Consider the following 21,556-nt stretch of genomic DNA (forward strand, 5'->3'; position numbering starts at 1 on the left):
TCCAGGCTTTTTTAGATGTGCAGTGTTTGCTTTAATCGGCGTACACCTTCTTGAATCATGGCTTCATCCGTACAGGCAAAACCAAGCAGCAACCCTTTCCTTTTGCTTTCATAACAATAGGGGCTTAATGGATAAATGCCGACACCTGCCGCTTTTGCGGCCTCAATCGTACCTTGTTCATCAAAGTCTGATGTTCCTTCCAAAAAGACGTGAAGGCCTGTATCGGTTCCATATAAACGGAAGTGTTTGTCAAAGTGATGTGTCAAAAGAGCATCCATCATCGCTGCCTGCCGTTTTTTATACATCTGTCTCATCCGCCTGACATATCGCGTAAACTCGCCTTCTCTGAAAAAAGAGGCAAGAGTGATTTGCTCCATGATCGGCAGCTGTCTTTGAATAAGTGATTGCAGTGCAGCGATTTCTTTGATGACTGCTTTGGAGCCGATGATGGCAGCAAGGCGGATGCCTGGTGCAAGCACCTTGGAAAAACTGACAATATAGATCACATGATCGGGTGCTTCTGAAAATAAAGAAGGAAGCGGTCCGCCATGATAACGATAATCCCCATCAAAATCATCTTCTAATATGTAAGATTGAGCCTTCGCAGCAAACTGCAGCAGCTCCCGTCTTCTATTGACGCTCATACAGACACCGGTTGGCCGCTGATGAGAGGGCGTTACAGCGATCAGCTTTGTACGTTCTGGCAATGTATTCACCATCATTCCTTCTTCATCGACTGGTGCGGGGTAAATAGTCATTTCGCGATGTAAAAAGGATAACCTAGCTCCAGGAAAACCAGGATCTTCAACAGCGACTGTATCTCCTTTTTTGAGCATGACTTGTGAAATCAAGTCAATGGCTTGCTGTGTGCCCCCTGTTAACACCATTTGGTCTTCTTCTATATCAATGCCGCGTTCAACCGATAAGTATTGGCGAATTTCTGAACGCACTTCCCATAATCCATGCGGAGAAGAATAGCCCCAATCCTTCATATTTAAGCGCTGTAGTGCTTTTAGAAGCGAGCGTTTCCATATGTTTTGAAAATGGTCGTCGATGGCTGGTTCTTGATGGCGGAAATCAATCTCAAGTGTGTCATGAAATTGATTGGCCGAGAGCCAGTGATCCATTTGTTTTTCAGCCTCGTCAAAGTGAGGTCTTGTCGGAAGTGCAAAAGGCGGTTCGTTTTGATGTGGGGGAGAAGCAGCATAGTGATTACTTGAAATGACCTTTGTCCCGCCTCTTCTAGAGGTGCTGACATAGCCTCTTGCTAGCAGTTCATCATAGGCAAGCTGTACGGTGGATCGAGATACGTTGAGCTCTTGTGCTAATACTCTTGTCGGAGTCAACTGATCATCAGGATTCAGTGTGTTTGTATGAATTTTTTGAATGATGCCATTGACGATTTGCTGCCAGAGCGGGGTAGAGCTGGAACGGTCTAAATGAATGTACACAGTGCACCTTCTTTCCTTTGTCATGTCATCATTGATGATGACATGGAATTATGGACTGGTCAATAGCTTCATTTTTGGATGTGGGAAGAAATCCAAATGATGTGTACACTGGTTCATATCATTTACACAGAGGAGAGAGTCCCATGATTCCTGCATCAAAAGAAGAAACAGCACAGCTATCCATGATTCCGTTTGTGTTCGTTTTATTTAGCCTTTTTATGATTACAACAGCAGTGAACCTGCAAGTCCCTCTTTATACGGAATATGCAGAGCAGGCAGGATACGGAAAGGCGTCAACAGCCCTTGTGTTTGCTGCGTATGTTTTCGGACTGATTCCAGTATTACTGTTACTTGGCGGCATGTCTGACCGGGCTGGACGAAAACCGATTTTATTGATCGCTCTTTGCTTTTCATTATGTGCCACCCTGCTCATGATCGTGCATCCGACCATACAAATGCTCTTTGTCGCCCGGCTGCTGCAAGGAGTGGGACTTGGGTTAAGTGTTGGCACATGTACTGCCTACTTGATTGCTTTATATCCAGAGAAATCGGGCTGGATCCCAACGTTTATCGCATTATACAGTTCAATTGGATTTGGTGGAGGTGCTCTTTTTACAGCGATTCTTTCTTTTGAGCAAGTGTCACTGACGCCTCTTAGCTATTGGATTGTGTTGGTCTTGATTATGTTGACGATTGTTGCTGTATTCTTTTTGGTGCCGCCTGTACAAGGGGATGCAAGTAAACCGCTAATGAACATGCCGAGGTTTCCAAAAGGGACAATGCCTGCGAACATAGCCATTGCTATCGCATGGTCTGTGTGCGGTCTTGTCATTTCGATTTTGCCAGCACAGCTTAAATTAAATGGCTATGAATTGTGGGTAGGCCCGGCGCTGTTTTTTATTAATATGGCAGGTGTTCTGATGCAGCCTTTTGTCCGAAAGATGAATAGCAGTGCAGCGCTTCGTATCGGTTTTATTTGTCTTCCGTGCGGATATGGCCTGCTGTTATTCGGTGCTAATAGCGGGTCCATTTTCCTTGTCCTTGCTGGAACTCTTTTAGCGGGCACAGCTTGCTATGGATTTACTTACTTAGGCGGTCTCCAGCTGATTGTTGAGAAAGGGAAGAAGGAAGCGGCTAGAGCCGTTGCTGGATATTACTTGTTTGCGTATCTAGGTCTTGGCATACCAAGTGTGTTCGTTGGTCTCTTTGCTGATATGTACGGTACTCAGACAGTGTTAACGCTCTTTTTCATGCTTGTGCTGGCTGCCTGTCTGATCTTGTTTAGTTTAAGTTTCAGAGAGAGGCAAAAGTGAAATGGATTCTTTCTCTTTCCTCTCCAATTCGTTTAAAATAAAGACAGAAGAGGGGGAGGGAAATGAAAAAAGTACAGCTAAATGGTGCGATGTGCAGATCACAAGAGGAGCTTCATGATCAACTAAAAACAGTGTTACAACTTCCTGATCATTACGGGAAAAATCTTGATGCCCTTTGGGACTGTTTAACAGGAGAAGTGAGTATGCCTGTAGAGCTCACGTGGATTCACTATCAAGCAAGCAAAGACGAGCTTGGTGATTATGCAGAGAATTTGCGGCAGTTATTTCAAGAGGCTGAAGAGGAACTGCAAGGGCAGTTTCAATTGTATATTGAAGCGTAAAAAAGCAGCTGATCCCAAAAGCTGTTTTTTTATGCAGTTTTCACCCTTTCTCATTCTACTATTGAATATTTCACTAAATATGATAATATATGAACTGCCGTTAATTGATAATGATAATCATTTGTGGCAGAGAGCTTGATAGAAAGTGTGAACCCTGTATGAAGTTGTACCAATTAAGTTTGTTGTTTGTGTGTTTGGCATGTGCGTCGCTGTTTGTCGGAGTACAGGACCTGTCTCTTTTACAGTTGTTTCATCTATCAGATGAACAAATGAACACCTTATTTTCAAGTCGCATCCCGCGGCTGATGAGTATTGTGCTTGCTGGCATGAGCCTGAGCTTATGCGGTTTTATCATGCAAAGCATGACGAGAAATAAATTTGTCTCTCCAACGACTGCAGGAACAATGGATTGGGCCAAGCTGGGTATTTTAACCGCTATGCTTGTTTTTACACAGGCAAGCCCGCTGATGAAAATGGCGATTGCGTTTTTATTTACGTTAGCTGGCAATCTATTATTCTTAAAAATTCTACGCCATATTAAGGTGAACGATACGATCTACGTACCGTTAGTCGGCTTAATGTTTGGCGGAATTGTTAGTTCAATTTCCACGTTTATAGCCTATAAATATGATTTGATCCAAAACGTATCCGCATGGCTGCAAGGGGATTTTTCTCTTATTGTTCAGGGGCGTTATGAACTGCTCTATGTGAGTGTTCCTCTATTGATCATCGCGTATTTATATGCTGACCGCTTTACAGTGGCTGGTATGGGTGAGAGCTTTGCCGTCAATTTAGGTTTAACGTATAAACGTGTCATGGCAGTTGGTTTGGTGATTGTTTCGATGATTACTTCTGTAACGATTTTGACTGTTGGCATGCTACCTTTCCTCGGCTTAATCATTCCGAATATTGTATCGATCTACCGAGGGGATCACTTGAAAAAGAGCCTTCCGCATACGGCTTTATTAGGGGCCATTTTTGTGCTCATATGTGACGTGCTCGGACGAGTGATCATTTATCCATATGAAATATCTGTCGGGCTTATGGTCGGCATTATTGGAAGTGCGATCTTCCTGTACATGTTATTAAGGAGGAAGCGCTATGCATAAGAAACGAACATTATTTCTCATTGCAGCCATTGCAGCCGTATTCATTGTCATCTTCGTCACCTTTCAAATGGGGTACTGGGAGTACACAGTGCCGAGCCGTTTAAAAAAGGTGCTTGCCATGACTTTGACAGGAGGCGCGATTGCCTTTTCCTCTGTTGTATTTCAAACATTGACCAACAACCGAATCTTAACGCCAAGCATTTTAGGGTTAGACGCGCTTTACTTGTTTTTGCAAACGGCGATTATTTATCTTTTTGGATCGACCAATTTGATGATCGCGAATAAGAACCTGAATTTCTTTCTCTGCGTTGGATTAATGATTCTGTTTTCTGTGCTGCTCTATACGGTCATGTTCAAGCGCAAAAACAAGCATATTTTCTTACTCCTGCTTGTCGGGATTGTGTTTGGAACATTGTTCAAAAGTCTTTCTTCCTTTATGGAAATGCTCATTGACCCGAATGAATACCAAGTCGTACAGGACAAGTCCTTTGCCAGCTTTAATCACATGAACACAGATATTTTACTCTTCGCTTCTCTTTTATTTGCGGCACTTTGTCTTTATATATGGACCTTCCGCGCGAAATTAGATGTCATGTCGTTAGGAAAGGAACAGGCTGTGAATCTCGGGATTGACTATGACAGGATCACAAAAAAGATGCTGATCGTCATTGCCGTCCTTGTTTCTATTGCGACGGCCCTCGTCGGCCCAATTACGTTTCTTGGCTTACTCGTTGTGAATGTGGCAAGAGAGCTGTTTCGTACATATCGGCACACGTACTTGCTATTAGGCTCGTTTTTCATTAGTGTCATTGCGCTTGTAGGCGGGGAATTTCTTGTGGAAAAGGTATTTACGTTTCAAACACCGCTTAGTGTGCTAATTGATTTAGTCGGCGGACTGTATTTTATTTATCTACTTTTAAAGGAGAGTCGTTCATGGTCGTGATGAAGGGAGTCAGTAAGACATATAACGGAAAAACAGTGCTTCACGAAACAACTGTCAGTGTAAAAAAAGGACAGCTGACCTCTCTCATTGGTCCAAATGGCGCAGGCAAAAGTACGCTTTTGTCCATCATGAGCCGCCTGATTCAACCTGATACTGGGGAAGCTTATTTAGAGGATAAACCTTATCGAACGTACTCTCCTCAGGATCTTGCGAAAAAAATGAGCATCTTGAAGCAGTCGAACCACATGAGTGTGCGTCTGACCGTTCGTGAGCTTGTCAGCTTTGGCCGCTTTCCTTACTCTCAAGGCCGCTTGACAAAAGAAGATGAGAACATGATTGATGTGTCGCTTCAATACATGAGACTCATCGAAATCCAGCATCAATATTTAGATGAACTAAGCGGCGGACAAAGGCAGAGAGCCTTTATTGCCATGGTGCTGGCTCAGGATACGGATTATATTTTCTTAGATGAGCCTTTAAATAATTTAGATATGAACCATTCAGTTGAAATGATGAAGCTGTTTCAGCAGCTCGTGAAAGATCTTGGAAAAACGATTGTTGTTGTTCTCCATGATATTAACTTTGCATCTGTCTATTCAGATCACATCGTCGCCTTAAAAGAGGGTCAGGTGATCAAAGAAGGAAGCGTTGATGAAGTGATTCAAACAGAAGCACTTGAACACATTTATGACATGCGCATACCGATCGAAGTCATTCGTGGTGAGCGTATTTGCTTATATTTTTCTTGAAAAAATGAAGAGGTGATCAATCATGAAAAAATGGATTTGGATGATAACAGTATTAACAGCGATTGCTGTCCTTGCTGCCTGTGGTAACCAAGGAAAAACAGCGGGAACGAATGAGGAAACCGTAACAGTAAAGGATATGTTGAATAAAGACGGTGTGAAGGTCAAGAAAAACCCGAAAAAAGTCGTCGTCTTTGATATGGGAAGTCTCGATACACTTGATAAGCTTGGTGTCAACGTGACAGCCTTACCAAAACAAGTGATTCCTCACTATTTATCTAAATATGAAAGTGACAAATATGAGAATGTCGGCGGCTTAAAAGAGCCAAACTTTGAGAAAATTGCAGAAATCAAGCCTGACTTGATCATTATTCAGCATCGTCAAGCAGATGCATTTGATGAATTTTCTAAAATTGCTCCGACGATTTATATGGATGTAGATAACGCTAACTATATGGAATCATTTAAAAAGAATGCTGAAACATTAGGAAAGATTTTTGATAAGGAAGACCAAGTCAAAAAAGAACTTTCTGCTATTGATCAAAAAGTAGATGCATTAAAGAAACAAGCAAAAGAGTTAAAGAAAAATGGTCTCGTCATCATGGCGAACGACAGCAAAATGACGGCATTTGGTCCTAAGTCAAGATATGGTCTGATCCATGATGTATTTGGCATCACACCAGCAGATCAAAAGCTAGAGCCATCTGATAAACATGGACAAAGCATTTCGTATGAATATATGGTCAAAACGAATCCAGATTACTTATTTGTCGTGGATCGCGGCGCGGCGATTGGAGAAGAAACGTCTGCGAAACAGCTTGTGGAAAATGATTATGTGAAATCAGTCAAAGCGGTTAAAAACAATCATGTGGTGTATCTAAACTCTGACATGTGGTATTTAGCAGGCGGTGGCCTTGAATCATTGAATGCGATGATTGATGAAGTGAAAAAAGGAATTGAACAAAAGTAATGGATGAAAAGCTGCTCCTATCGAGCAGCTTTTTATTGTGGATACATAAAAATATGTTGCATGCAGGAAACTTTCATCAAAATATGTTATAGTGGAACCTACATTGTGAGACTAAGATAGAGTGAGGGTTCGGAAAGGATGAAGGAGAAAACAAGATCAAAAAGAAGGCTAAGACCTTGGGTGAAAGTCGTGCTGTTTATCATGGCATTTGTCATGATCATGGCAGTATCTGTCACAGGATACGCATACTATAAAATTTCAAAAGCGTCGAATAAAGCGCAAGTATCTTTAGAAAGAGGAGAGACCTCGCAAAAGCGTGTGAAAGCTTTTGATCCAGGAAAGGATAGCTTTTCGGTGCTGCTCTTAGGGATTGACAGCCGTCCAGGTGAAACGGTAGACGAAGCAAGAAGTGATGCGGTCTTACTGGCGACGGTGAATCGAACAGACAAAACGATCAAGCTCCTAAGTATTCCTCGTGATTCTTATGTTGATATACCGGGGAGAGGATATGATAAAATTGCTCACGCCCATGCGTTTGGGAGTGCAGATTTATCAGTCAAAACGGTAGAGAATTTGTTAAACATCCCGGTAGACTATGTGATTGCAGGAAACTTTAAGGCGTTTCAAGACATTGTCGATGAGCTAAATGGAATTGACGTAACGATTGAAGATGAAGGTATTGCAAAACAAATGGAAAAGGATTCAAAAGGAAAAGTTCATGTGGAAACAGGCACGCATACGCTCAGTGGTGAAGAAGCATTAGCGTTTGTGAGAACGAGAAAGGCAGATAGTGATCTCATGCGCGGAAAGCGCCAAATGGAAGCACTTCAAGCCATCTTTGAAAAATCCAAATCCATTTCGTCCATACCGTCTTATGACAACATCATTGATACACTTGGAGATAACGTCTCCACCAATTTATCCATGAAACAGTTGATCGGTCTATTCCCTTTACTGAGTTCATTAAAATCAGTGGATACCATCCAGTTAAAAGGGCACGATTACCAGCCTGCGAATGTGTATTACTTTGAGTTAGATGGACCAGGATTAGAAGAAGTGAGACAAGAGCTGAGAAAACAGCTCGAATTATCATAATGGAGAAAGAGCCTGCCACTGTGGCAGGCTTTTTTTAATAATAGAGGGTTGCAGGCATCGTTGGGTACCACACACCATTTAAAGCAAGCGCCCAGCCATACACCTTTTGACCTGATTCAATCTTGTCCTTTACCGAAGTGAGCGCTTCGTATGAAGAGACTTGATAAGCCTGTCCGGTTTTTTTAGCGACAATGACCGATAGAATATTGTCATTGAATACACTTGGCTCTTCGTCCGTACTCGTCCAAGCAATTCGATTATAGTAATTCATGTTAAAAGGATTTTCGAGTGCTTTCACTTCAAACTTCACTCGTTTTCCAACGATAGAAACCGTTGTATAGGCTACACTTGTTATTTGTGCAGATGCTGCTGGGGCTTGTTTTCCTGTTTGCAGTGGTTCTAATGCTGACACTGTGCTTGGCACAAGTAATCCTGCTGCTAAGGTAAGTGCTGTTATTTTTTTGAACATGAGTTGGAACCTCCTAATTTTTGGTATAATAATCAATTCGCCAAAAAGTGAAGAGTTCCTTCTATAAATGTAAAATATAACCATATCATTTTCCTGAATGGAGAAAATAATGGGTGAGCATTTCCTCTACACGATGACGTATACGGGGATTAAAATATTTATGCTTTTCTTCATAGCCATTGATCAGAAATAAATATGTCGTAAATCCTTCATCGTGTTCAATTTGCTGTACGTTCATTTTTTCTTTACGTAACTGTTGTTTCAGTTGATAAAGGGCTTTTTGTGCTTCTTTTAATGAAGAGGTGACTAGCTGAATATATGGTTCATTTAGTTTGAATGTTTGATGTTTTTTAAGGTACGTCAAATCACGATTGAGGATGGAGATGACCATTGGAAGAAAGATGGCCTGTTCCATCATCTGAAGCTGTACGCTTGATAATCTCGTCATGTCCATGCCTGCTTTCTTTATTTATAGAACATTTGTTCTTATTTATTATATCGGATGAGTTAAAAAATCTCAAGGGGGGGCTGAGAGGGATTCATTTGTATATTTTTATGTTTTCCATGTAAAATGAAAGATAGACAAACCTTGAAGGAGTCAAACAAGTTGCCATTATTTCTTTCTATATTTACTCATGAAAATATCACATCATTTTTTGAAAGCTACAAGGCTTTTGGACCCATTGTGGCTATATTACTCCCTTTAATAGAAGCATTTCTACCGTTTTTACCTCTCGTGGCATTTGCGGTGGCCAATGCAAATGCTTTTGGGCTATGGGAAGGCTTTTTATTGACCTGGATTGGTGCAAGTGCAGGGTCTATCCTTGTCTTTTTACTGATCAGAAAATTTGGACAGATGAGGATGCTGAACTTTATTAGCAGACACCCTTCTATTCAAAAGCTAATGCTTTGGGTTGAAAAGCGGGGATTTGGTCCGTTGTTTATTTTACTCTGCTTTCCTTTCACACCTTCTGCTGCCGTTAATGTCGTAGCAGGTCTATCAAGAATCAGCGTCTGGCAGTTCTCATTAGCTGCTTTATCAGGGAAGTGTGTCATGCTCTTTATTATTAGTTTTATCGGCTATGACATTTCTGCTTTAGTAAAGAATCCGTTAAGAAGTGTTTTTGCGGTTCTAGTCATTGCTTTATTATGGTATGTTGGAAAGAGAGTAGAAAATAGGTTGAATATTCGGATGAGTCAGCGTGAGGACAAAGGAGGCTCTTAATGAAAAAGAAGCCATTGCTATGGTTCATGATTATTACATGCATCGTCTTGTTGTTCCAAGTAAAGAATTTCATGTTTGTCACGTACAAAGTAGAAGGAGTTAGTATGTACCCGACATTTACAGATGGAACAGAATTATTAATTAACAAGTTCTCGCCAAAACTCACGAAAATTAGCCGGTTCGACTATGTGTTATTTCATGGCCCTAAAAATCAAATCTTGATCAAACGGGTCATTGGGCTTCCAGGAGAAACAATCAAATATGAAGATGATCAACTGTTTGTTGATGGTGTAAAATGGAAAGAGCCGTATTTAAAAGAGCAGAAAAAACATAAAATGGGCAACGTCCTAACAGGTGATTTTCAGCTGAAAGCCATCACCGGTCGTCAGAACATACAAGACAATCATTACTTCGTGATCGGAGATAATCGAATACATAGCTTTGACAGCCGGCATTTTGGAACGATCTCAAAGGATCAAGTAGTCGGTGTAAAAAGGAATCATGATGAATAAAAAAGAGCCGCTCTGCTTATGCAAAGCGGCTCAGCGTGTAGACAAACCCTCGCATTCGTTGTCATGTCTGCTCTCCAGTGCTCACGAATGTCAAATTCGCTCCGCTCTGGTGCTCGACCTTCCTAGACTTCAAAGGTTTTCTATCACGCTGAAAAGAAGACAACGGGCTAAAATCAACATCATTTTAGCCCGTTGTCAGACAATCTGAAAGCCGCTCTGCTTATGCAAAGCGGCTCTTTCTATTTAGCGGCTTTATAATCAGTCTGTCTTTTTGCCCAGACATGATGTAAGAAACGAAAAAACGGTGGTAGCATGGCGATGACCAAAATAATTCTAACGACTTGTACAGCCACAACAAAGGTGGAATCCTCATGAAGTGTAACAGCTGTTGTTGCCATTTCTGCAATACCGCCAGGCGAAAAAGCAAGAATGGCCGTAATGACAGAAATACCTGTTATTTCTGCAATGGCAATTGAACTGAGAACGGTCGCGGCAATCAATCCGGCTGAGCTGACGACGGCCACAATCAAGGTATTTTTTAACCCGACAAACATTTGTTTATTCATTTTTGACCCGATGGTTGCCCCTAGAAATACCTGTGACGCAATGTTCGCTTGGGCTGGCCAATAAGGAATCAAATCATGACCTGTCAAGGCGCCTGCCCCTACTTGGAGAGCTGCCACACCTAACATACTGCCGATGAGCCAAGGGGCGGGAAAGTGAAGACGCACGGCTAGGCGTGACATCAGCCATGCCCCTAAAATGAGTGCAGCAGTCCAAGAAATGTTTGATATTGTGAAAACGCCTGATGAGAAGGCGCTGCCTTGGGCGACTACCACATCTGATTGGCTTTTTGTATTTAAATAAAATACCGTAAATGGAATGGTCAGTACGACCATTAACACACGTATCGTTTGTACGAGACTCACTACAGCTGTATTTGCTCCAACCTCTTGGGCGATGCCCGGCATAGCGGAAAGACCGCCGGGGGCAGTGCCGACAAAGCTGGTCAGCATATCTGTTTTACTCAGCTTCCATAAGACAAACCCGGAGAGCATGGCTAATAAAATAGAAAAGACGAGCATGAAACTCACGGGAAGCCAATTTTCAGCGAAAATGTGAAGGACTTTCATGTTCATTTTTTGTCCTAGTTCGATTCCGAGAATGAATTGACCAAGGAGTAGCCATCTGCTGTGAATACGTAAGGTATTCTTTCCTTTACGCTGAAACAGGGCGGGACGGCGCAGGGCAATAAATGCAGCTGTCATTAATGTGCCAATCATCCAGCCGATAGACATCCCTGTTAGAGACAAAAGGAATCCACCTAAACCGCTTACCGCAATCAAAATGAGATCGGTTCGAAGGCTGTTTCCTTGCTTCATCACGTATAAACCTTCTTCCTGTATATTTGTTCAGTAAGTGAAATGTTGTTATCTTCACTATAATACAAAAGTCTCTATAAATAAAATACGAATTTTTTTAGTATTTTCATAAGATTATCTTATGGTTAACTCTGTTAGAAAAAAGATTGTTTTTGATATAAATGACATATAATTTTTGTCAAAAACAAATACAATATACAACGATTTTCCCCTATTTTTGTTATCGGTTGACTATCATTTTCAATTACACTACAATGCTTAGTGTGAGGTGATGACATGAAAATTCCTTCTTTTAAATATAACGAAAAGGGATTGAACCGCTTTTTCGGTCCTTTAGAAGGAAGGATTATGGAGATCCTTTATCAAGGTGAGGATATGCCGATTAAAGAGGTACAGCAGAAGCTGTCAGATGAGAAGCCAATTAATTTCAACACGGTCATGACGGTACTCAATCGATTAACCGAAAAAGGAATTGTGGAAAAGAAAACAAAAGGGCGTTCATCTATCTATAACCCTGTTTTAACAAAAGAAGAATTTCTAAATGAGCAAACGAAATGGATTACTCAAGGACTGATGGATGATTTCGGCCCCCTTGCAGTCAATCATATGGTGGACGCAATTGAAAGTGCTGATCCTGAATTACTGAAGGTACTCGAAGCAAGGCTTGCATCCAAAAAAGAGGAGAAACGACATGATTAAAATGAAGTCGAGTCTGCTGTTTTTAGGCGGTATATTGATTGGCTTAGTGATCTTTTACCAGATGGGCTATTATGTACTCTCAAGCTTTTTTGGCTGGAATCAAGCATATAACCTGATCCATGTATGTCAATCTGTTCTCGAATTTTATGGATTCACTCCTTTAAAGTATTTTCTGGATGCGTTCGTCTTGTATACGCTTGGTTTTGCCGTTTTCTATATGACAAAGCAGGTCAGAAAGTATCTTCATTTCAAAAGAAATATGATGATGGCAGTCGATCAACATTCAACGCAAAGTCTATCAGACAAGTATAGAAATGAGATCATTGTGTTTCATTGCCATGAACCGCTTGCTTTCGCAATGGGGATGCTTCGGCCAAAAGTGTATCTCTCAACAGCGCTTATAGACATGCTGGATGAAGGAGAAATCGATGCTGTTGTCTATCACGAATTACATCACAAATACAGCTACGATCCTTTAAAGACTTTCACTTTCTCTATGCTCACGAAAGTGATTTGGTACATTCCTGTGTTAAAGCATATGAGACAAAGTTACTCCGTTTTTCGTGAGGTCATTGCAGATGACTATGCCATTCAGCAGACAGGGACTGAGCTAGGAGTAGGGCAAGCCCTTTTGAAACTCATTAAAAATAGAACCCAGTTTCAAAAACAAACGAAATTTGCCGTGTCCTTTGGAGATCGAGCATTGAATTTAAGAATCCAAAAAATCTTAAACCCAACATACAACATACCGTTCAATGTACCACTTATCCCAATTGTGACATCAACCATCCTCATGTTGGTCTTAATGATTATGCTCAACTTAAATTACTAATTTTTTTTACGAATGAACATTACATGATGTAGTGTAAAAATGGGAGGAAATCACTATATGAAAACAAATCAAGAAATAGGAACACTTTTTGTACGCGTCATCTTAGGCATTATTTTCTTTTTACATGGGCTTCAAGCATATCAAGGTGGACTAGGAGGCACTGCGGCATTTTTTGGTCAAATTGGTGTCCCAGAATTTATGGCCTATATTGTCAAAACAATTGAACTGGTTGGTGGAATTGCCCTGATTCTAGGTTTAGGCACACGTCTTTTCGCAGCTTTATTTGTGCCAATTATGGCTGTAGCCATTATCACAGTTGGTTTTGCAAGAGGGTTTGTGGGCGGTTATGAATTTGAACTTTCTTTAATGGTCATGGCGCTTTACTTGACACTTAGTGGCAGCAAGATGCTTTCGATTGATGGATTGTTAAAACAACAGCAACAAAGCAATGAAGCAAAATTTCATTAAATAACAAAAAACTCCTTCTGCAATTTGTAGCAGAGGAGTTTTTTTATGGTCAAAAGGTCGTTTTATCATTAAAAAAGGAAAAGCGAAGAGGCGTTTTGATGATGACAGCCCTTTATTTCACATATTGAATGAGCAAAAAAGCAATTTCATTTTTTGACGGAACATACGATCTCCTATTAAAATAGGGGTAACTAAGAAACATGGTGCGTTAAAAGATATAGAAACCAGACAGCATGCTGCTGTTCATCTTGAGCAATACGCTTCATTAATTCCTTTGTTCCTTGATCACGGACATAGTCTGATACCGTTAAGTAAAAATCGACTGTTTTTTGTTCGTCTTTAAAGGCAAATAAGAGACCTTCCCTAAATTGGTCTGGACAAGGCTCTGTTATGCTTGGTTTGTGGTTTTTACCAGTCAAAGAATAGTATAGCTTTGTAAATAGCTGATAATGTCTGACTTCATCCTGACGTATTTCTTGAATGATTTTTTTCGCTTCAGGATTTTTTGCTTTTTGTGCAAGTTTTTCATAGCATTGGATCGCAGAATATTCGCCATTGATGGCCTTTTCAAGGTCTGCAATGATCCTTGTGTTTTGGCGCATGTCATATGGCGAGTAGTCATAATAACCGTAATACATGATATTGCCAGCCTCCTTTTAGATCATGATGGTTTATGATATGAAAAGAGTCGGGAAAGGTGCCTATTTTCTTTTCAATCGGAGGAGAAAGGGAAGGTGATAGGAAAATAGCTATTTACCTTTATTTTCGCTAGAATATGAGTACATAAGAAAGGTGTTGTGGAACGTGGAGATTCAGTTTTTAGCAGGCAGATCGGGGAGTGGAAAAACGACTGCAATTCTAGAAGAAATCAAAGAACAACTGCGGCTTGATCCGCTGGGTCCGCCAATCATTTTTTTAGTCCCGGATCAAATGACATTTTTAATGGAATATGAGCTTGCAAAAACGTCTGAAGCTGGTGGAATGATTAGGGCCAAAGTCTTTAGTTTTACTCGGCTTGCCTGGTCTATATTACAGCAGACTGGCGGTGCGAACCGTCAATTTGTCACAAGCACAGGAATTCAAATGCTCTTAAGAAAAGTAATAGAAGAACAGAAAGACAAGTTTAAGGTATTCAAAAAGGCGAGTGATAAACCGGGATTTGTTGAGCAAATAGAAAAGACGATGGCTGAATTCAAAAGGTACTGTATGATGCCGGAGGATATTGAAAAAATCTCGGCATCCAGTATGCATTCAGAGTATACAGAAGAAAGACGTGCGGCGGAAAAATTGCATGATCTTCATGTTCTTTATCAGCAGATGGAGCAGCATCTGCAAGATGAGTATGTGCACTCAGAGGATTACTTGACACTTCTGGCTCAGCAAATTCCTTTATCAGAAGAATTGAGAGGGGCACACATTTATATAGATGGTTTTTATCAGTTTACCCCCCAGCAGCTTCTTGTCATTGAACAGCTTTTGCTACATGCAGAAAAAATAACAGCTGCATTCACAGTGGATCGTTCCTATCATGACACGCAGCCAAATGAACTTGATTTATTTCGCATGACAGGTAAGACATATTCCCAGCTTTATCAGTTGGCCAAAGAGTGCGGAGCGGCTATTTCTGAGAACATTTTGGAGAGAAATAAGCGGCATCTTCATACCCCAGATCTAGCTTATTTAGAAAATCAATATGAACAGAGACCTTTGCAGCCGTATCAAGAAGAAACGCCTCACCTTACCGTATCGAAAAGTGCAAATAAACGAGCTGAAATTGAGGGAGTAGCGAGAGATATTCTTGCTTTAGTAAGAGAGGAAGGTCTTAGGTTACGAGATATCTCAATCGTTGCAAGACATGTAGACGACTATAAAGATACGTTAAAAGAGGTGTTTCGAGATTACGATATTCCTTTCTTTATTGATGGAAATGAATCGATGCAGTATCATCCGCTCATTGAGTTCATTCGCTCGAGCCTCGATGTCATAAAAGGGAACTGGCGGTATGAGGCGGTGTTTCGCTGTGTGAAAACGGAGTTCTTATTTCCGCTTGAACTCGCTAAAAACAAAGCGAGAGAACAGGCGGATCAGCTTGAAAACTATTGTATTGCTTACGGTGTAAAAGGTGAACGCTGGACGAATGGTTCACGCTTTCATTATCGCCGCTTTCAATCATTAGATGAAGATTTTGGACAAACCGATCAAGAAATAGAAATGGAGCAAATGCTGAATGATGTAAAAGAATGGATTGTTCCGCCACTCTTTCAATTGCAAAAAAGATTGAAAAAAGCGCAAAAGCTAAGAGACATGGTGGAGGCAGTGTATGTCTTTCTAGAGGAAGCCCAAGTGCCAGAAAAGCTTGAAAAGGCAAGGCTTGAGGCAGAAGAAGCAGGCAGATTAGCTGAAGCGATGCAGCATGGGCAAGTGTGGGATGCTGTCGTTCAATTGATGGATGAATTTGTTGAAATGCTGGGCGAGGAGGAGCTCTCATTTCCATTATTTCAACAGATGATGGATACAGGACTGTCCTCTCTCAAGTTCGCTTTGATTCCCCCTTCACTTGATCAAGTGTTTATCGGAAGTATGGATTTATCCAGAATGTATCAAGTAAAGTGTACGTTTGTCATTGGAGTAAATGATGGAGTTATACCTGCACGGCCCTCTGATGAAAGTGTATTGTCTGAAGACGACCGGGAATGGTTAAAACGTGCAGGAGCAGAGCTGGCAGAGACAGGGAAGGAACGGCTGCTGGATGAACAATTTTTGATTTATCAAGCGCTGTCCAGTCCATCGCACTACCTGTATGTATCCTATTCAGCTTCAGATACGGAAGGGCGGTCTCTTTTGCCTTCGACCCTCATCAAGTATTGTGAGGAACTGATGCCAAACCATCAGCAAGCCCTCTATGTGTTAGATCCAGAGCAGTTGGATGATCAGGAGCAATTAAAATTTGTAACAAACGAGCATGTCTCGTTATCCTATACCGTTTCGCAGCTGCAACAATGGCTCAATCAATATCCGATCAGCGGCGTATGGTGGAGTGTATATAATCATTTGATGACCTCGTCCAACCGCGACGTATCAAATAAAATCATGTCCAGCTTGTTCTTTACAAATAGAGCGACACGTTTAAATCCGAATGTCACAAAAGAACTTTACGGTGACCATATTCAGGGCAGTGTTTCAAGAATGGAGAAATTCAATGCATGTGCATTTTCTCATTTTGCTTCCCACGGGTTAAAACTAAAAGATCGACAATTTTACAAATTAGAAGCACCTGATATCGGTCAGCTCTTTCACTCGGCTTTAAAACTGATTTCAGATACGCTTGTTGAACAAAAAAAGGATTGGAAAAACTTAACGAAGGAAGATTGTGTGACCTACTCAAGGCATGCAATCGAACAGCTGGCTCCACGTCTGCAAAAAGAAATTTTATTAAGCTCTAATCGGCATGCTTATATCAAAGAAAAGCTCCAAAAAATCCTCATCAGGGTGTCTTCTATATTAAGCGAACATGCAAAAGTGAGCGGATTCTCTCCGGTTGGACTTGAGTTAGGTTTTGGAGGTCAAGGACCTCTGCCGCCGTTTACTTTTCAATTAAAAAACGGCTGCACGATGGAGCTTGTTGGAAGGATTGACCGAGTGGATAAAGCAGAAGGATCAAAAGGACTTCTATTAAGAATTGTCGACTATAAGTCCAGTGAGAAGGGGCTTGATCTAGCAGAAGTTTACTACGGTTTAGCCTTGCAAATGCTCACTTATTTAGACCTGACCATTACGTATTCTAAAGAATGGCTTGGCATGGAAGCGACACCGGCAGGGATTTTATACTTCCATATTCATGACCCGCTGATTCAAGCGCCTATTCCGCTCGCAGAGGATGCAATTGAGCAGGAAATATTGAAGAAATTTAAAATGAAGGGTCTATTGCTCGAAGATGTGGAAGCAGTGAAGTTGATGGATCAAACACTCGAATCAGGAAGATCACAAGTCATCCAAGCTGGTTTGAAAAAGGATGGTTCTTTCCGATCTGACTCTGCGGTATTAAGTGAAGATCATTTTCACATTCTCACAAAACACGTTCGGCGAACCTTTGAAGAGGCAGGAGAAAGAATTACAAGCGGTGAGGTAGAAATAAACCCATATAACTTAAAGGATCAAACCCCTTGCCGCTTTTGCTCCTTTAAGTCTATTTGCCAATTTGATGAATCAATAGAAGATAATGAATTTAGGGTGCTCACCTCTGAGAAGGATGATGTCATGTTAGACCGGATCAAAAAAGAAGGGGATCAGTATGCAAATACCAAAACCGAATAACAGTACTTGGACAGATGACCAATGGAACGCCATCGTTTCAGAAGGACAAGATATTCTTGTTGCTGCGGCGGCAGGGTCAGGGAAAACAGCGGTCTTGGTTGAACGGCTCATTCGAAAAATGACTCGGCCGGAGCAGCCAGTTGATGTGGACAGGCTGCTCGTAGTGACTTTTACCAATGCTTCAGCAGCAGAAATGAAGCACCGGATCACTGAAGCACTTGAAAAAGAACTATCTAAAAACCCTGGTTCCCTTCATATGCGGAGACAGCTGTCACTTATGAATCGTGCCAATATTTCTACCTTGCACTCCTTTTGTTTGCAAGTTCTCCGTACCTTTTATTATGAGATTGACCTTGATCCAGGTTTTCGTTTGGCTGATCAAACAGAAGGAGAATTATTAGGAGATGAAGTGTTAGATGAACTGTTTGAGGATGAGTATAAGGCTGGAAAGCCGTCATTCTTTGAACTCGTTGATCGTTACACATCTGATCGGCATGATTTAGATCTTCAATGGCTTGTCAAAAGAATTTATGAGTTTTCTAGGTCACATCCAGCGCCCGAACAATGGATGCGGGCATTCCTTTCTCTTTATGATGTGGATACACAGACAAAGGTAGAAGAGTTACCCTTTTATCCATATATCAAAGAGGACCTTTCTCTCGTTTTAAGAAGCTGTCAGGAACTGCTGGAACAAGCGCTCACTTTATCAAAAGAGCCGGGCGGTCCAGCACCGAGAGCAGAGAATTTTATAGATGATTTAGAGCAAGTAAATGAATTAATAAGGCATCAAGATGATTTTGGAACACTTTATGAGCTTTTGCCAAACATCAATTTTAAAAGGTTAAAGACTTGCAAAGGGGATGACTATGACCCGGCTCTGTTAGAAAAAGCAACAGATGCACGCAATCAAGCCAAAAAACAATTAGAAAAGCTAAAAGATGAATACTTTATGCGCAGTCCCGATCAGCATTTAAAAAGCTTGGCTGAAATGAAGCCAGTTGTAGAAACACTTGTAGAGCTTGTGATTCAATATGGAGAGCGTTTCGAGAGAGCAAAACAAGAAAAATCAATCGTAGACTTTTCTGATCTAGAACATTATTGTTTGCGCATTTTAGCGAAGCAGGACGCAGAAGGAAATCTCATTGAAACAGAAGCGGCTAAATACTATCAACAGCAATTTGAAGAAGTACTCGTGGATGAATACCAGGATACAAACCTTGTCCAAGAAACGATTTTAAAGCTCGTGTCTAAAGGAAAACATCCTGCCGAAGGCAACCGCTTTATGGTTGGTGATGTGAAGCAGTCCATTTATCGCTTTAGACTTGCAGAGCCGATGCTCTTTTTAAATAAATATAAACAATTTAAAGCAGACAGCAATGAAACAGGTAAAAGAATTGATCTAAATAAAAACTTCCGTAGCCGGGCTGATGTTTTAGACAGTACCAACTTTCTGTTCAAACAGCTGATGGGAGAAACGGTTGGAGAAATTGAATATGATGAACAAGCTGAATTAAAGCTTGGAGCGAGTTATCCGCAAAGCGAAGACACGACGACAGAAATGCTTCTTGTTCATTTAGATCAGCACGACACAGAAAGCGATGAAGAACGAGAAGAGCTAGAGACGGTACAATTTGAGGCGAGAGTGATTGCAAAGAAAATAAAAGAATTGGTAGAACAGCCTTTTCAAGTGTACGATGCAAAACAGCAGCTGACCCGCAACTTGCAGTATCGAGACATTGTGATCTTGCTTCGATCAATGCCGTGGGCTCCGCAAATGATGGAAGAGTTGAAGAAGCAGGGAATCCCTGTTTATGCGAATCTTTCCTCAGGTTATTTCGAAGCTACAGAAGTATCTGTCATTCTTTCTTTGTTAAAAGTGATTGATAATCCATATCAAGATATTCCGCTCGCTGCTGTTTTAAGGTCACCTATTGTTTATTTAGACGAAAATGAGATGGCACTGATTAGAACCAGTGATAAAAAAGGCACTTATTATGATGCTGTGAAGGCATTTATGAGTGTGACACACTCTGATCATCCGACGTGCAGAAAGCTGGAGCGTTTCTTCCTTCAATTACGCAAATGGCGTGATTTTTCGATTCAGCATTCGGTAGCAGAACTGATTTGGGAAGTGTACCGAGATACACAATATCTAGATTATGTCGGCGGGATGCCAGGAGGTAAGCAAAGACAGGCAAACCTTCGGGCTTTATATGATCGAGCGAAACAGTATGAAAAGGCTGCATTTAGAGGACTGTTTCGATTTCTTCGATTTATTGAAAGAATGCAAGAGCGTGGAGATGATCTTGGAGCGGCAAAAACGTTCAGTGAAACAGAGGATGTTGTCCGCATGATGACCATTCATAGCAGTAAAGGACTCGAATTCCCTGTTGTGTTTACTGCAGGACTTGGCAGGAACTTTAATATGATGGATCTAAATCAGTCCTACTTGCTCGATAAAGAACTAGGTTTTGGCAGCAAATATATTCATCCTGAGCTGAGAATTAGTTATGCAACATTACCGCTGATCGCGATGAAAAAAAAGATGAGAAAAGAACTATTATCTGAAGAACTGAGGGTTCTATATGTGGCGCTCACAAGGGCGAAAGAAAAATTATTTTTAGTCGGTTCTGTCAAAAATCAAGTGAAAGCTTTAAGCAAGTGGCAAAATGCCGCAAACGGAGACGACTGGCTCCTCCCTGATTTTGAACGTTATCAAGCGAGAACATACTTAGATTTTATTGGCCCTGCTCTTATCCGTCATCAAGCGATGTCATCTCTTTTAGAAGAATCGAGAGAAGTCGTTCTCTCTCATCCATCATCATTTTCTATCACCTTTCATCAAGCGTCCGATCTTCTAAAAGAAGACATGTTACTTGAAAAACAAAAACAAGACGAAGTGGTACAAGCATTAATGGAAGGGGTGCCTGTTGAAGGATATGGCGATTACGAGGAGGAAGTAAAAGAAAGGCTTTCATGGCGATATCCATATTTAGCGGCCTCCCAAGTAGGGACAAAGCAGTCAGTTTCTGAGATCAAAAGAATGAAAGAAATACAGGATGAATACAGTGTGCCTTCTTCCGTTCGAAAAGCTCGTGCGACATTGTACGAACGACCGGCTTTTATGAAGAAAAAAACACTCACAGCCGCAGAACAAGGGACGGCCATGCATACAGTCATGCAGCATATCCCTCTTCCTTCAAATGAACCATATGATGAATCTCGTGTAGAAGAGCTGCTCCATTCTTTAAAAGAGAAAGACTTACTAACAGATGAACAAATCCAGTCCATCAATCGAGAAGGAATTGTGGCCTTCTTTTCTACTGCTATTGGTCAAAAACTGCGGAAAGCGGACTGGGTGAAACGAGAAGTATCGTTTAGTATGGTTTTACCGGTTAAAGAGGTATACAGCCATATTGATGCAGAAGGTGAACCTGTGCTCATTCAAGGAATGATTGATTGTTTATTTGAAGCAGATGGCAAGCTCTATTTACTTGATTATAAAACAGATCGAGTGACTGGCAGATTCTCAGGTGGCTTAGAGGAAGCTGAAGCGATGTTAAAAAAACGCTATGAAACGCAAATATCGTTGTATACAGCAGCGGTAGAGCGTTTAACAAACAGAACATTAGAGGAGAAAATCCTTTATTTCTTTGATGGAAATCTAGAAATTTCTTTATAGGTGGA

At 41.1% G+C, this 21,556-nt stretch carries 19 protein-coding genes; 14 read left to right on the forward strand and 5 right to left on the reverse strand.

What is annotated here, in order from left to right; all coding sequences use genetic code 11:
- Positions 1-11: 11 nt before the first annotated feature.
- Positions 12-1,451: a MocR-like pyridoxine biosynthesis transcription factor PdxR gene (gene pdxR, locus KVT11_RS00840; RefSeq protein WP_181566834.1), complete on the reverse strand. Its 1,440-nt coding sequence runs from the start codon at positions 1,449-1,451 to the stop codon at positions 12-14.
- 143 nt (positions 1,452-1,594) lie between these two features.
- On the opposite strand from pdxR, the gene KVT11_RS00845 reads away from it, so the two are divergent.
- From KVT11_RS00845 to KVT11_RS00875, 7 genes are all read left to right on the forward strand, one after another.
- Positions 1,595-2,764, forward strand: coding sequence for an MFS transporter (locus KVT11_RS00845; RefSeq protein ID WP_217608968.1), 1,170 nt, complete (start codon positions 1,595-1,597; stop codon positions 2,762-2,764).
- Positions 2,765-2,826: 62 nt separating this feature from the next.
- Positions 2,827-3,105, forward strand: a complete 279-nt coding sequence (locus KVT11_RS00850) for a barstar family protein (protein WP_039963454.1) — start codon at positions 2,827-2,829, stop codon at positions 3,103-3,105.
- 158 nt (positions 3,106-3,263) lie between these two features.
- A complete protein-coding gene (locus tag KVT11_RS00855; protein ID WP_017366964.1) occupies positions 3,264-4,214 on the forward strand; it encodes an ABC transporter permease in 951 nt (316 codons plus the stop codon).
- Positions 4,207-5,157, forward strand: a complete 951-nt coding sequence (locus tag KVT11_RS00860) for an iron chelate uptake ABC transporter family permease subunit (protein ID WP_057079733.1) — start codon at positions 4,207-4,209, stop codon at positions 5,155-5,157. Before KVT11_RS00855 ends, KVT11_RS00860 begins: the two co-directional genes overlap by 8 nt.
- Positions 5,148-5,906, forward strand: a complete 759-nt coding sequence (locus tag KVT11_RS00865) for an iron ABC transporter ATP-binding protein (RefSeq protein WP_217608969.1) — start codon at positions 5,148-5,150, stop codon at positions 5,904-5,906. Before KVT11_RS00860 ends, KVT11_RS00865 begins: the two co-directional genes overlap by 10 nt.
- Positions 5,907-5,928: 22 nt before the next feature.
- Positions 5,929-6,873, forward strand: coding sequence for a siderophore ABC transporter substrate-binding protein (locus tag KVT11_RS00870; RefSeq protein ID WP_008348640.1), 945 nt, complete (start codon positions 5,929-5,931; stop codon positions 6,871-6,873).
- A 138-nt stretch (positions 6,874-7,011) separates the two neighbouring features.
- Positions 7,012-7,968 (forward strand): LCP family protein, encoded by a 957-nt coding sequence (locus tag KVT11_RS00875; protein WP_017360226.1) that lies wholly within the window; start codon positions 7,012-7,014, stop codon positions 7,966-7,968.
- A 34-nt stretch (positions 7,969-8,002) separates the two neighbouring features.
- Here KVT11_RS00875 and KVT11_RS00880 read toward each other — a convergent pair whose 3' ends face one another.
- Both KVT11_RS00880 and KVT11_RS00885 read right to left on the reverse strand, forming a co-directional pair.
- Positions 8,003-8,437, reverse strand: coding sequence for a hypothetical protein (locus KVT11_RS00880; RefSeq protein WP_017360225.1), 435 nt, complete (start codon positions 8,435-8,437; stop codon positions 8,003-8,005).
- 85 nt (positions 8,438-8,522) lie between these two features.
- Positions 8,523-8,885, reverse strand: coding sequence for a YhjD family protein (locus tag KVT11_RS00885; protein ID WP_017360224.1), 363 nt, complete (start codon positions 8,883-8,885; stop codon positions 8,523-8,525).
- Positions 8,886-9,044: 159 nt separating this feature from the next.
- On the opposite strand from KVT11_RS00885, the gene KVT11_RS00890 reads away from it, so the two are divergent.
- Together KVT11_RS00890 and lepB are read left to right on the forward strand one after the other, a co-directional pair.
- A complete protein-coding gene (locus tag KVT11_RS00890) occupies positions 9,045-9,662 on the forward strand; it encodes a TVP38/TMEM64 family protein (RefSeq protein WP_017366969.1) in 618 nt (205 codons plus the stop codon).
- Entirely contained in the window at positions 9,662-10,174 is a 513-nt protein-coding gene (gene lepB / locus KVT11_RS00895) for a signal peptidase I (protein WP_129548219.1), read from the forward strand. The genes KVT11_RS00890 and lepB overlap by 1 nt, the downstream gene beginning before the upstream one ends.
- Before the next feature lie 239 nt (positions 10,175-10,413).
- On the opposite strand, the gene KVT11_RS00900 is transcribed toward lepB, so the two are convergent.
- Positions 10,414-11,556: an AbrB family transcriptional regulator gene (locus KVT11_RS00900; RefSeq protein ID WP_007499137.1), complete on the reverse strand. Its 1,143-nt coding sequence runs from the start codon at positions 11,554-11,556 to the stop codon at positions 10,414-10,416.
- Positions 11,557-11,832: 276 nt separating this feature from the next.
- Here KVT11_RS00900 and KVT11_RS00905 point away from each other — a divergent pair, with 276 nt between their 5' ends.
- Genes KVT11_RS00905 through KVT11_RS00915 form a run of 3 tightly spaced genes read left to right on the forward strand, consistent with a single transcriptional unit; the run spans position 11,833 to position 13,555 of the window.
- Positions 11,833-12,255, forward strand: a complete 423-nt coding sequence (locus KVT11_RS00905) for a BlaI/MecI/CopY family transcriptional regulator (protein WP_007499135.1) — start codon at positions 11,833-11,835, stop codon at positions 12,253-12,255.
- Positions 12,248-13,087, forward strand: coding sequence for a M56 family metallopeptidase (locus tag KVT11_RS00910; protein WP_017360221.1), 840 nt, complete (start codon positions 12,248-12,250; stop codon positions 13,085-13,087). The genes KVT11_RS00905 and KVT11_RS00910 overlap by 8 nt, the downstream gene beginning before the upstream one ends.
- A 57-nt stretch (positions 13,088-13,144) precedes the next feature.
- On the forward strand, positions 13,145-13,555 hold the full coding sequence (locus KVT11_RS00915) for a DoxX family protein (RefSeq protein WP_008348626.1): 411 nt from the start codon (positions 13,145-13,147) through the stop codon (positions 13,553-13,555).
- A gap of 191 nt (positions 13,556-13,746) precedes the next feature.
- Here the strand turns inward: KVT11_RS00915 and KVT11_RS00920 are convergent, their stop codons facing one another.
- Entirely contained in the window at positions 13,747-14,193 is a 447-nt protein-coding gene (locus KVT11_RS00920) for a ferritin-like domain-containing protein (protein ID WP_007499129.1), read from the reverse strand.
- Positions 14,194-14,359: 166 nt separating this feature from the next.
- Between KVT11_RS00920 and addB the strand changes: the two genes are divergently transcribed.
- A complete protein-coding gene (gene addB, locus KVT11_RS00925; RefSeq protein WP_210552350.1) occupies positions 14,360-17,869 on the forward strand; it encodes a helicase-exonuclease AddAB subunit AddB in 3,510 nt (1,169 codons plus the stop codon).
- Positions 17,847-21,551, forward strand: coding sequence for a helicase-exonuclease AddAB subunit AddA (gene addA, locus KVT11_RS00930; RefSeq protein ID WP_210552351.1), 3,705 nt, complete (start codon positions 17,847-17,849; stop codon positions 21,549-21,551). Before addB ends, addA begins: the two co-directional genes overlap by 23 nt.
- Positions 21,552-21,556: the final 5 nt, after the last annotated feature.

Source organism: Bacillus sp. GbtcB10, from assembly GCF_019091365.1.
GTDB lineage: Bacteria > Bacillota > Bacilli > Bacillales > Bacillaceae > Bacillus > Bacillus altitudinis.